Raw genomic sequence first — 11,455 nt, 5'->3', positions numbered from 1 at the left:
TTTTATGTGATAGTTTAAGCGAAGAAGTTAATATAACTAAAGTAGATTTACGATACTCTTTATTATCAGAATTCCAAATTTTAGTAAGCTCGATTAAATCGAACTTACACCAAATTTGCTTGGTGACAATAGCGTTTTGGACCCACCTGACCCCATGCCGAACTCAGCAGTGAAACGAAACAGCGCCGATGATAGTGTAGCATTTGCTATGTGAAAGTAGGACATTACCAGGCTCCAAATAAGAGAAACCCGTTACAGCGATGTGACGGGTTTTTTTACGTCTGTAGGAAAGTGAAAATGCAGGTTCGAGGTGAAAGGTATTAGGTTAAAGGAAGAGAATTGAACAGACCCAATTCCACGACATACTAATGCGCTGTCGCTGCAAAGTAGTATACGTACTCCAAATCCAAATCAGTGTTAAGCCTAAAGCCCTCAGTTTTGAAGTATTACCATCAGCACTCTCTCTTTACTGATCTTAGTTATTTTCCTTGCATCTTTAAACTAGTCCCTAAATTATCATCTTGTTGCAATTTCATTGTTGGTTTAATAACTGTCCTGTGTAAAACTATCTAGGATAATTTAGTAAATCAGGTGACATGAATGTCGAATATAAAAGCTTGGAAACTTCTCAGCCTGTTTTGTTTGTTTACAGCACTGATTGGTTGTCAATCTAAAGAAGAACAGCTACAACAAACAATTCAAGAGTCCATTAAAAAGGCCGATGTCGAGCTTACTCAGCTTGGTAAAGCACTTGATAATGGTAGTATACGTAATGCGATTATTCTTAAAGAATACAGTCGTATCCTTAAACAACAGCAACCTGAACTCAGTAAGGTTGTTGATGTAGTTAGCCTTGATGCCACACGCCAGGGAGCCCTTTATAGTGGTTTAACCCAGCGCCTTGATGACATTAAGGGGAATTACTTAATTCCTCCTTACGAAGACACTTTATACAATATTGATTTATTGCGTGAAGCCGCCAAGCCAACGTTATTTTCTGATGCCTTAACCGATCCTATTAATATGCTTGCGGATATGTCGAATGGTTCTTTGGCACGAGTTGGTGCTATAAGCCAAAAAGCTGAAGGCGAAGGGGTCGGTAACCAAATGGTAGGTAATCCTAACTATGGTAATTGGCAAACGAATAGTAGCGGTATTAGCTTTTGGCAATGGTACGGCATGTACCGTATTTTGGGTGATGTATTTGACCGAGTTGAATACGGAAGTTGGAGTAAACGCCGTAAGTATAGTTACTACAATGACTATGGTCGTACTCGTTACTCAAGCCCTAAACAAATAAAAACCCAAAGTGCATTAGAAACACGTACACGACAATCTTACCAACGCCAAGGCAAGCAATTCACTAGTCCTTATGCGAGTAAAAAAACAGGTGCATCAGGTTTGAGTCGCAGCAGTTATACGCCGCCTAAAAGTCGCAGCAGTTACTCAAGAGCGAGTAGTTATAGCAATAATTCAGGATCGGTTCGTAATAGCAGTAGCAGAACCTCGCGCGGCGTAAGTCGTGGTAAGTAAAGAATAACGTTGGAGTTAGAATAATATGTATGAATTTAATGGAATAACTATGTGGTCTTTGCAAGCACTGTCTGTGGACTTTGCAATTATCATCTTACTGTTTGTGAGCTTAAAGTATATTAAAGGTTGGGTATCTAATTTACACGCCAATGATGAAATTACCGAGCGCGATAACTTTGCATTTGGAATAAGCTTTGCCGCTGGTTTGGTAGCACTTGCGATTGTGTTAACGGGCGTGAGTAGTGGTGCGTTTGCTGCTACGTTACAAAAAGAAGCTCTGTTAATGCTTGGCTATGGTGCATTAGCAATTTTGCTTATAAAGCTGGGTCACTTTTTTCAAGATAAAGTGGCGCTGCGTAAAGTGAGCTTACATAACGAAATAGTCAAAGGTAACGTTACTGCGTCAATTATTGATTTTGGCCATGTAGTAAGTGTTGCAGTGGTTATCCGCTCAGCCCTATTGTGGGTTGCTACTGAAGGTTGGCATGGCATTCCTATTGTTATTGCTGCGTTTGTAATTGGTAGTGTGGTATTGCTGTTAGTAAGCCAATATCGCGTGCAGTTATTTAAGCGCACCAATAAAAGTGGCGACTGCCTACAACAGGCTATTATTGATGGTAATTTAGCAGTAGGTGTTCGTTATGCAGGCTTTTTAATTGGTAGTGCATTAGCCATTACTGCTGCAACAGGCATTGCTCCTTATGCTGCTGACAATATTAATGCGAGTTTACTTTACTGGGCGCTAAGCGCCGTTGTTTGTTTGGTTGCTTTCATTTTACTGCACTTACTGACGATTAAAATCATTCTTGCTGGCTGTAATATTTCAGATGAAGTGAATCGTCAAAAGAATGTGGGTGTTGCCGCTATTTCTGCAGCTGTGTCATTTGCTGTCGGGATCACTATGGCCACACTACTGGGTGCATAATCACGTGTCATCAACTCAAGCTTCCCCAAGTAAATTTAATTTACTTGGGCATGATATTTTACTGATCACTGTTATGGCCGTACTCGCTGGGTGCGGCCTTATTTATGAATACTTACTTTCTCATTATGCTGGCCGAGTACTCGGCTCAGTTGAGAGTGCAATTTACGCCATGATAGGCACTATGATTGTAGCTATGGGGATGGGTGCATTTTTAGCGCGTTGGTTTAAAGATGCCTTTACCGCATTTGCTTGGCTAGAGAGTATTATTGCGCTCATAGGTATGGGCTGTATATTAGCCATTGCCAGCATTATTGCCGTGAGTTATTCACTCCCTCATTTATTCTCAAGTATTTTTAATATTCCACCTGACGTTATTCTTAATGGTTACGTGTTTCAAAAGCTGCAAGAGTGGTCTCGCTTTTTACCTTATGTATTTGGCTTAATATTAGGGCTATTTATTGGTATGGAAATACCGCTTATTGCGCGCATTCGCCAGCATGTTTATGGACGTTTTTTAGAAAATAACGCCGGCACTATATATGGGGCTGACTATATTGGCGCTGGTATTGGCGCGGCAATTTGGGTGAGTATTATGCTCGCAATGCCAATAATGCAAGCCGCCGCTTGGACAGCGCTATTTAACATTATTGCCGGACTTGCCTTTTTATGGCGTTACCATAGCTATGTACGCTTTGCTAAGTTGCTATTGGTTTGCCATATATTACTGCTGGTGTTATTCGCTTTTATTTTGCAGTTTGGTAGTAGCTGGATGGATAACCTAAGTAACGTACTATACAAAGATAAAGTTATTTACTCTCAGGCGACTAAGTATCAACATGTGGTGCTAACAGAGCGTTTAAGTAAAAATCAGCCTCAGCCAATTACTGATCTATATTTAAATGGTCGTTTGCAGTTCTCTAGTGTAGATGAGCAAATATATCACTCAATGCTTGTTTATCCTGCAATGCTCGCATCTAATCGTCATGACCGTGTTTTGATTATTGGTGGCGGTGACGGATTAGCCATGCGTGATGTATTAAAGTGGCCAGTCAAAGAAGTCACACTAATTGATTTAGATGGCCAGCTACTGAATTTATTTGGCCATGAAGACGATAAATTCACACCGCCAGAAGAGATTAAACAGCGGTTGGTAGCACTCAATAATGAATCGATGCATGACCCGCGAGCAAATATTATTGTGGGCGATGCATTTTTAGAAGTTGAAAAGCTACTGGATCAGTCAAAGCAATTCGATACTATTTTAATTGATTTGCCAGACCCTAATCACCCTGATCTTAATAAGATGTACAGCGATTACTTTTATAATCATGTACGCCAATTATTAGCGCCTGATGGTGCTATGGCGGTACAGTCAACATCGCCTTATCATGCGAAAAAGGCATTTTTAAGTATTGCTAAAACGGTGAAAGCCGCAGGTTTTGATTATGTAGAGCAATATCAGCAAAACATTCCTTCGTTTGGTCAATGGGGATGGACTATTGCGACTAAAATGGGGCAATCACCTAGTGCCCGTATTAGCAATATAACTGATATGCCAGTGCCATCTCGGTGGATTAGTAAAAAATATTTATTAGCGAGTTTTGCATTTCCTAATAACTATTTTGAACAAGTGAACGATATTGAAGTCAATAGGTTAGGTTCTGGTCGCTTGTATGATTACTACCGAGCAGCTTGGCAAATAGAAAGTGAATTGTATAAAAATTAATAAAACATGGTTGACATAATATGTCGACCGTGCGAATCTTAACTCAGACATAATATGTCAAACGACGAAAAGGCAGAGACATGGAATTAAATGAACTTTCAATAAAATTAGCGTCTTTTGAAACCGAGGGTGCTAACTTTGAGTCTTTCTTGATTGCCAATCCAGGTGAGCAAGATGTTTTACAAGTCATTGTTGATGGAAATGACGAGCTTCCAATTTTTGTTACTCAAACACAAGAGCAATTACTATGTATTAGCTACTTGTTTGACGAAGATGAAGTAAAAAGTGAATTACGCAACGAGTTAAACGAAACACTACTGCGTTTAAACGTGCCAATTCCACTGAGTGCATTTGCTAAGATCGATAATAAATACGCGATTTTTGGTGCACTGTCGGTAAATTCATCTCTAGATGATGTTACCCACGAACTAGTGACATTAGCTGATAACGCTATAGATGCACTAGAAGCCGTGACCTTATATTTAAACGATTAGTAGCTAGTTAGTGGAGTTAAGATTATGAGTATTTTAAAAAAATTATTTACAGCAGTACGTGGCGGCGCACGTGAAGCAGGCGAAGCAATTGTTGATGCCAATGGTATTCGTATTTTTGAGCAAGAAATTGCTGATGCACAAAATGCGTTACACCGTGCTAAAAAAAGCCTAACAGAAGTGATGGCTAAAGAAATGCAAACTAAGCGTAAAATTAGCGCAGTAGATGCATCAATTGCTGAGCATGAAGCTTATGCAGGTCAAGCCCTTGAAAAAGGGAATGAAGCATTAGCATTAGAAATTGCAGAAAAAATTGGTGACTTTGAAGCTGAGAAAGCTGAGCACGAGCAAGTGTTAGCGGGCTTTAGTAATCACATAGTGACTTTGAAGCAGCAAGTAAAAGATGCTGAAAAATCAATTAAGGAAAATCAGCGTCAGCTTACTATGGTTAAAACCACAGAAAGCGTTCAGCAAGCGACAATGGCTGTAAACAGCACGCTTAATACTAATAATTCATCAATGACATCGGCGCGTCAGTCGCTTGAGCGTATTAAGCAACGCCAACAAGACCGTACTGATCAATTAGGTGCTGCAAAGTCTCTAGAAGCAGATGTTAATGGCGACGATTTAAAAGCTAAAATGGCTGAAGCAGGTATTGGTGATACGAATCCAAAAAGTGCTGATATTTTAGCGCGCATTAAAGCGAAGCAAAATAGCTAACATTTAGAACCATATCAAAAAGGTAACCGAGTTTCGCTCCGTTACCTTTTTTGCTTACAGAGGCACCTTATATGTTTAATTTTTTCAAATCTAAAAAAAAGCCAGAACGTCAGCTTAATCATGCGAGTGACCTTAAAAAAGGCGACATGTTTACTGTCATTGATTCGTTTGCTTATCCTTCATGGCTTAAAGGTCAAACGTTGCGCGTTATTGATGTGCAAACGTATCAGTACCAACACAGCAGTGATACTGAATTTGTACTTGAAACTAACACTGGCCAAGTGGTGTTTTTACAAATAGAGCAAAATGATAGTGAACAGTGGGCAAACTTCTCTATAAAAATTCAGCGTGATGAAGTTGAAGAGATCTTTGGTCTTGATGAATTTGCGCGTATTTTTGATGAAGAGTCATTAACACATATCACGGTACAAAATACCCCTGAGCGTTTTATGCAATTTTTAGCGAAAAGCTATCAACAAAGTGAATCGCCTTATGTATGTTATTTTCATAATAAAGACTTTCGTGGCCAAACGCTGCCTCGCTATGAGCAAGAAGGTGGTGAACCATGCGAAATGATTTGCTTAGCCTCTCCTGATGAAGGGCATAGCGTTAATATAGAGATTTGGGAGGGAGGTGAAACAGAAGTCTCACTGACGTTAACTCGCCCAATTAGCGATATTGTTGATTTGTTTCCTGGAGATGCCCAGTGAGTGATGCTAAAGACAAGTGGTTGCGCCAAGAGCAAGCTGTGCGCGCCACGCAAATGGCATTTGATTTGAGTAGTGAGGTACAAAAGTCGATAAAAAAACAAGCTATCGATCAAGAGCTCACTCCCTCAGATATGATCCGTAAAATTTTAGGTCTTGATGTAAAGTCTAAAAAAACACGGCAACGACTATCGTTTAATTTAAATGATGACGAAATAGCCCAATTGGCTAGCCGGTTTGAAGTGGCAGTAGATGATAAAAGAGCGGTAAAGCAACAGGTAGCAGAGTTACTCATTGAGCATACAAAAAAGACTAAGTAACCCTTTTGCCTTCTTTATGTAAAATACTTACACTGGGGCTATTATTTTCTAAAAAAGTGCCGCTGTGAATATCTTATTGATTGCCTACTTACTCATGTTTGCTTTATTTGGCACGGCGGCAAGCTACTTCGTGCGTTTTATATATGCTTACTGGGTACAGAAAAAAATGCCACTGGAATACATTTTTAAGGCAGGTGTGTGTATTTTCATGGTGGTGGTTATTTCGGTGTTAATACCACTATTAGATTAACACCGAAACGAACTGCTACTGGTAGTTAACTGTTTTACATTGATTATCAATACATAAAGAGTGGACTTCTAGCACTGGTGAACAGTCTTTGAACTCAAGCATTGCATTATCTAGTTGTTCTTGCTCGGTGATTTTTTGCGCTAATTGCTCTGCTTGTTCTTGAGAGTGATTTAATGTTGAGTACACAACATACTTACTCGGCCCCCCACAGACACGCGAGCCAACACCTAACACCTTACATTGATAGCTGGCTGTGCAGCTTTTATTACTTGTAAGCTCATTAAGTTGAGTATTTAAAACAGATTCACTCGCGTTTTGAGCTTTGCTTGATGTTAGTGCACTACTGCAACCGCTAAGCAGCATAGTCATAACAACACAGGTAGCTGATAGCTTAATTACGGATGACAAACAAGTCATAATCTAATCCTTAAAATACACTTACCGCAGAGCCTTCAAGTTTAACACATTTATTTTCAACACACTGAGTGCTTGGCGCAGTTAAATGTTGGCAAATACTCATCATGCCTTTTTGCGCATTATAGGTACTTTCCAATTGAGTGATAGTATCGCTTAGGGCTGAAACCTGCTCTTGGGGTGCGCTTTGTGTAGAGTACACAATGTAATCACTTGGTCCACCACAGGCACGGCTACCAACAGCACTGACTTTACACTGTGAACTAGTTGAACATTGTTTATCTGCTATGAGGTTATTTAATTTATTTTTTGCTGTTTTAATATCATCAAGCGACACTTCTTTTGCAGCACCAACCGGTAGTTGCTGTGCTATTTTATTTTGCTTATTTTCTTGTGGTAGTTTTTGTTGTGGTATCGGCGTAGACGTGTTTTCTACCGCATTGGTTTTAGTTTGCTCAGTTTCATTTGAGGTGGTTTCTAAGCAAGCTGTTAAGCAAAGCGGTAGCAGTAGAGCGAGTAATGGAGTACGCATAATCGTTCCTGATAGTGATGAATTATTCATCACTATCATACACGGTGCATCCATTACGGCAATAAAAACTCTACTATCAATATATTAAAGCGCCATTAGTGGCGCTTTTACATTAACCCACCTTGGGTTAATTTAGCTGGATTGAGTAATGCCTCTAATTCTGAGCGAGATAGGTCAGTCTCTTGCTCGGCGATATCAATAATTGGCTTTGCTTGCTGGTAAGCTTGTTTGGCAATTTTTGCTGCTTTTTCATAGCCAATAACGGGGTTGAGTGCAGTAACTAAAATAGGATTTTTAGTCAGCGCTTTATCAATCTGTGCTTGATTAACTTTAAAGCTAGCAATGGCTTTATCCGCTAGTGCTTGCGCACTGTTAGCAAGTATCTCTGTACTTTGCAGGATATTATAAGCAATCACGGGTAGCATTACGTTAAGCTCAAAGTTGCCAGCTTGGCCTGCTACGGTAATTGTGGCGTCGTTACCGATTACTTGCGCACTAGCCATTGCAGCGGCTTCTGGGATCACCGGGTTCACTTTGCCAGGCATAATGGATGAACCAGGCTGCAATGCTTCAAGCTCTATTTCACCAAGTCCCGCAAGCGGCCCTGAATTCATCCAACGTAGATCGTTGGCTATTTTCATTTGCGCAACGGCATAGACTTTCAGCTGCCCTGATAAAGCCACAATGGCATCTTGCGAGCCAATATTATAAAAAAAGTTATCACTGGGGATAAAGTTAATCCCTACTTTTTCACTTAGCTGTTTGGCAAATAGCGTAGCAAATTGTGGATCGGCATTAATACCTGTACCTACTGCTGTCCCCCCCTGAGCCAGCTCACAAACACGTATTAGTGCATGCTCAATACCGCTGGCTGCGTGCTTTACCTGCGATTGCCATGCGCTGAGTGTTTGCTCAAAGGTCACTGGCATTGCATCCATTAAATGAGTGCGCCCAGTTTTAACTATATGACCGATGTCTGCTTTTTTCTGCTCTAAGGCGTCGGCTAAGTTTGCTAATGCTGGCAGTAATTTTTTATCAACACTGATAGCACTGCTTAAGGCGATTGCAGTGGGAATAACATCATTCGAGCTTTGTCCCATATTCACATCGTCGTTAGGGTGAATAGGTTGATTAGCATGTTTTGAAGCCAAACTTGCAATAACTTCGTTGGCATTCATATTTGAGCTGGTACCTGATCCCGTTTGAAAAATATCAACAGGGAAATGCTCATAATGCTGACCATCAATAATTTCTTGGCAGGCATGCTCGATTGCATTTGCTTTTGTTTTATCTAAATGGCCCAGCTTTAAATTGGTTAATGCTGCGGCTTGTTTTATATACGCTAAAGCAATAATAAATTGCTGTGGCATGGTGAGGTTGCTAATCGTAAAGTTATTAATGGCGCGTTGGGTTTGTGCTTTATAAAGTGCGTCAGCGGGCACGTCGAGTGTGCCCATGCTATCTGATTCTGTTCTAAAGTTACTCATTAGTACTCCTAAAAAAGAGAATATATGACATTAAACTACGCTATATAAAAAGATATGGTGCTGTTATTGCTATTTACAACGGTATAGCTAAAAAGTAGGGGGCGTCAAGGCAAGTTAACAAGTGGGATTAAAACTAAAAAGTCGACTTAAACGGATTTTAAGTCGACTTAAATAATGTATTTATATAAACAGCCAGTTATAAGGCTAAACAGAATTTTAATTGTAGCCAAGAATAAATATTTGGTCTGTTTCATGTTTGTTTTGTGCCTTTTGAGTGTGTTTTACATGAGAAAGTAAGTCGATAACCGTTGCTCTACAATCTGTTTCATGACTCGTTTTATCTAGGCTTTTATCGGTAATTGCCATTACAGCGTCTACGGCGGTATAGGGTGAAATATACATAATGTTATCCTTTTGTCGTTTAGTACTCATTAAGTGAGTAATTTAATAAAAGCATATAGCGTACCAGCTCGGTAAATATAATTTAACGTATTGAAATTAAAGTTGTTTTATTATTTTGGTTAATTTACTCACGACAGAATAGCTGAAATTTGTTTTACTATTGTGCATTCATTTGCAATTTAGGTGCATCAGTATGACCAAACCGTTTTCACAAGCCTGCGAAAATAATAAAAATCATATACTTAAGGCTTTGCAGCCTGCATTGCAAAATGCAGGGTCGGTACTTGAGATAGGCTCGGGGACGGGTCAGCATAGCGTTTTCTTTGCCAAAAAATTGCCACATTTACAATGGTATACCAGTGATCGAGAGGTTAATCATCAAGGAATAAAGTTATGGCATGATGAGGTGCAACTGGCAAACTTGCATCCGCCTTTATTGCTTGATCTAAACGATCCTTGGCCAGTAAATAAAGTGGATGCGATATATACTGCTAACACTTTTCACATAGTGAGCTGGGAGTTAATTACGCGTTTTTTTGCTGGAGTAAATCAGCACTTAAACCAGCAAGGGGTGGTGTGTGTATATGGCCCTTTCAAATATAAAGGGGAGTTTACCAGCCCCAGTAATGATGAATTTAATAGTTTATTGCAAAGTCGCGATTCGCTTAGTGGTATTCGTGATTTCGAAGCAGTTGAGCAACTTGCAGTGCAATCTGGGCTTAAGTTACTTAGCGATACTGCGATGCCTGCAAATAATCAGTTACTCATTTTTAAACGGCAATAAAGTGCTGCATTGTTGTTTATAAATATCGATATGTTGGCGTTCGCGTTTTAAGTAATCTGCAATAGCATGATTAAAATCGGGGTGAATAATATGATGAGCAGAATAAGTAGTGATGGGTTGAAAGCCGCGTGCTATTTTATGCTCACCCTGAGCACCGGCATTAAAACAGTGAATATTATGCTTAATCGCATATTCAATGCCTTGGTAGTAACACAGCTCAAAGTGAAGAGAATCAACCTCTTCGCTTGCTCCCCAATAACGCCCATAAAGGGTATTGTCACCAATTAAACTTAATGTGGCGGCAATCACTTTATGGTCTTTTTTGGCTAGCATAATGAGCAATTTTTCAGCCATTAAGGCGTGTAGCAAGCTAAAAAAATCGCTGTTTAAGTAGCCTAAATGGCCTGAACGTTTTAAATAAGTACGTTGATAAAACTCACAAAAAAGCTGCATCACTGTTGTGGTGATTTGCTCACCTTGCAGCCATTCAATGGTGATATTTTGTTGTGTTATTTTAGCGCGTTCTTTTTTTACTGCTTTGCGCTTACGGGCATTAAAGGTTTTTAAAAAATCGTCAAAATCTTTAAAGCTATTATTAAACCACTGAAACTGTACCCCGGTTCTTTGCATAGCACCTGCATCATTTAGCTGTGAGGCTTGTGCTTTATCGCAAAAGTTTACATGCCAGCCTGACCAGGCTTGTTTTGCGCAGTGGGTATTAAGTTGCTCTGTTATATACTCATACACTAACTTTGGATTGCTATGCATAATACGTATTCTTTGCCCCTCAATCGGACTAAAAGGAATACCGCACAGCCATTTAGGGTAATAATCTAAGCCACTTTTTTCATAAGCTTCAGCCCATGCCCAGTCAAATACATATTCACCGTAGGAGTGCGCTTTTAAGTAGCCAGGGGCAAGGGCAACTAGTTTATCGCCTTCATAAACGGCTAAGTGGTGAGGCTGCCAACCTGTTTTTGCGCTTACACATTGGCTTTGCTCAAGTGCATATAAAAAAGCGTGTTGAGTAAAAGGATCATCGCCAAAAAAATAATGCCATTGTGTTGCGTCAATTTGGTTGATGCTATTAAACCATTGATGTGAAAAGTGGCTCATAATGCTTTGCCTACTATTTTTTAAGTGGGTTGCTGATTAATTTTGGTA

Annotated in this window: 14 protein-coding genes and 1 rRNA gene; 10 read left to right on the top strand and 5 right to left on the bottom strand. The window is 39.8% G+C overall.

All coding sequences use genetic code 11. The features are described 5' to 3' along the window. Positions 1–118 precede the first annotated feature (118 nt). The 9 genes from rrf to BM380_RS17545 all read left to right on the top strand — a co-directional run bounded on the left by rrf (position 119) and on the right by BM380_RS17545 (position 6,672). Positions 119–233, top strand: a 5S ribosomal RNA gene (gene rrf / locus BM380_RS17585). Between the two features lie 367 nt (positions 234–600). Then, positions 601–1,533: a hypothetical protein gene (locus BM380_RS17580; protein ID WP_010392530.1), complete on the top strand. Its 933-nt coding sequence runs from the start codon at positions 601–603 to the stop codon at positions 1,531–1,533. A gap of 25 nt (positions 1,534–1,558) precedes the next feature. Continuing rightward, positions 1,559–2,458, top strand: coding sequence for a DUF350 domain-containing protein (locus tag BM380_RS17575; RefSeq protein WP_013463678.1), 900 nt, complete (start codon positions 1,559–1,561; stop codon positions 2,456–2,458). A gap of 4 nt (positions 2,459–2,462) precedes the next feature. After that, positions 2,463–4,184, top strand: a complete 1,722-nt coding sequence (locus tag BM380_RS17570) for a polyamine aminopropyltransferase (protein WP_016900245.1) — start codon at positions 2,463–2,465, stop codon at positions 4,182–4,184. Between the two features lie 80 nt (positions 4,185–4,264). Then, complete coding sequence (locus BM380_RS17565; RefSeq protein WP_004335098.1) at positions 4,265–4,678, top strand: YjfI family protein; 414 nt, start codon at positions 4,265–4,267, stop codon at positions 4,676–4,678. A gap of 24 nt (positions 4,679–4,702) precedes the next feature. Beyond that, complete coding sequence (locus tag BM380_RS17560) at positions 4,703–5,395, top strand: PspA/IM30 family protein (protein WP_008113282.1); 693 nt, start codon at positions 4,703–4,705, stop codon at positions 5,393–5,395. Positions 5,396–5,466: 71 nt separating this feature from the next. Next, positions 5,467–6,105 carry a DUF4178 domain-containing protein gene (locus BM380_RS17555; protein WP_090495398.1) on the top strand — a complete coding sequence of 213 codons (639 nt, stop codon included), beginning with the start codon at positions 5,467–5,469 and terminating at the stop codon, positions 6,103–6,105. After that, complete coding sequence (locus BM380_RS17550; RefSeq protein ID WP_008113280.1) at positions 6,102–6,422, top strand: hypothetical protein; 321 nt, start codon at positions 6,102–6,104, stop codon at positions 6,420–6,422. The genes BM380_RS17555 and BM380_RS17550 overlap by 4 nt, the downstream gene beginning before the upstream one ends. A 64-nt stretch (positions 6,423–6,486) precedes the next feature. Continuing rightward, entirely contained in the window at positions 6,487–6,672 is a 186-nt protein-coding gene (locus tag BM380_RS17545; protein WP_008113278.1) for a hypothetical protein, read from the top strand. 15 nt (positions 6,673–6,687) lie between these two features. On the opposite strand, the gene BM380_RS17540 is transcribed toward BM380_RS17545, so the two are convergent. The 4 genes from BM380_RS17540 to BM380_RS17525 all read right to left on the bottom strand — a co-directional run bounded on the left by BM380_RS17540 (position 6,688) and on the right by BM380_RS17525 (position 9,507). Continuing rightward, entirely contained in the window at positions 6,688–7,089 is a 402-nt protein-coding gene (locus BM380_RS17540) for a hypothetical protein (protein ID WP_058153959.1), read from the bottom strand. A gap of 10 nt (positions 7,090–7,099) precedes the next feature. Beyond that, a complete protein-coding gene (locus BM380_RS17535) occupies positions 7,100–7,618 on the bottom strand; it encodes a hypothetical protein (protein ID WP_175527478.1) in 519 nt (172 codons plus the stop codon). Between the two features lie 107 nt (positions 7,619–7,725). Then, complete coding sequence (locus BM380_RS17530; protein WP_090495395.1) at positions 7,726–9,105, bottom strand: class II fumarate hydratase; 1,380 nt, start codon at positions 9,103–9,105, stop codon at positions 7,726–7,728. Positions 9,106–9,321: 216 nt separating this feature from the next. Beyond that, positions 9,322–9,507 (bottom strand): hypothetical protein, encoded by a 186-nt coding sequence (locus BM380_RS17525; protein WP_013463685.1) that lies wholly within the window; start codon positions 9,505–9,507, stop codon positions 9,322–9,324. A gap of 193 nt (positions 9,508–9,700) precedes the next feature. Here BM380_RS17525 and BM380_RS17520 point away from each other — a divergent pair, with 193 nt between their 5' ends. Beyond that, positions 9,701–10,291 (top strand): DUF938 domain-containing protein, encoded by a 591-nt coding sequence (locus tag BM380_RS17520; RefSeq protein WP_033103649.1) that lies wholly within the window; start codon positions 9,701–9,703, stop codon positions 10,289–10,291. On the opposite strand, the gene BM380_RS17515 is transcribed toward BM380_RS17520, so the two are convergent. Beyond that, entirely contained in the window at positions 10,268–11,407 is a 1,140-nt protein-coding gene (locus tag BM380_RS17515; protein WP_090495393.1) for a GNAT family N-acetyltransferase, read from the bottom strand. The two genes, BM380_RS17520 and BM380_RS17515, sit on opposite strands and share 24 nt — an antisense overlap. Positions 11,408–11,455: the final 48 nt, after the last annotated feature.

The organism is Pseudoalteromonas sp. DSM 26666 (genome assembly GCF_900116475.1).
GTDB classification, from domain to species: Bacteria; Pseudomonadota; Gammaproteobacteria; order Enterobacterales; family Alteromonadaceae; genus Pseudoalteromonas; species Pseudoalteromonas tetraodonis.
The sequence above is the reverse complement of the archived record's forward strand: the minus strand, read 5'-3'. Positions and strand labels throughout refer to the sequence as shown.

What these genes read in the sequence shown, in the direction of transcription:
- BM380_RS17580 (WP_010392530.1), top strand. Translation starts at nt 601, where the DNA reads ATGTCGAATATAAAAGCTTGGAAACTTCTCAGCCTGTTTTGTTTGTTT.
- BM380_RS17575 (WP_013463678.1), top strand. Translation starts at nt 1,559, where the DNA reads ATGTATGAATTTAATGGAATAACTATGTGGTCTTTGCAAGCACTGTCT.
- BM380_RS17565 (WP_004335098.1), top strand. Translation starts at nt 4,265, where the DNA reads ATGGAATTAAATGAACTTTCAATAAAATTAGCGTCTTTTGAAACCGAG.
- BM380_RS17560 (WP_008113282.1), top strand. Translation starts at nt 4,703, where the DNA reads ATGAGTATTTTAAAAAAATTATTTACAGCAGTACGTGGCGGCGCACGT.
- BM380_RS17555 (WP_090495398.1), top strand. Translation starts at nt 5,467, where the DNA reads ATGTTTAATTTTTTCAAATCTAAAAAAAAGCCAGAACGTCAGCTTAAT.
- BM380_RS17540 (WP_058153959.1), bottom strand. Translation starts at nt 7,089, where the DNA reads ATGACTTGTTTGTCATCCGTAATTAAGCTATCAGCTACCTGTGTTGTT.
- BM380_RS17535 (WP_175527478.1), bottom strand. Translation starts at nt 7,618, where the DNA reads ATGCGTACTCCATTACTCGCTCTACTGCTACCGCTTTGCTTAACAGCT.
- BM380_RS17530 (WP_090495395.1), bottom strand. Translation starts at nt 9,105, where the DNA reads ATGAGTAACTTTAGAACAGAATCAGATAGCATGGGCACACTCGACGTG.
- BM380_RS17525 (WP_013463685.1), bottom strand. Translation starts at nt 9,507, where the DNA reads ATGTATATTTCACCCTATACCGCCGTAGACGCTGTAATGGCAATTACC.
- BM380_RS17520 (WP_033103649.1), top strand. Translation starts at nt 9,701, where the DNA reads ATGACCAAACCGTTTTCACAAGCCTGCGAAAATAATAAAAATCATATA.
- BM380_RS17515 (WP_090495393.1), bottom strand. Translation starts at nt 11,407, where the DNA reads ATGAGCCACTTTTCACATCAATGGTTTAATAGCATCAACCAAATTGAC.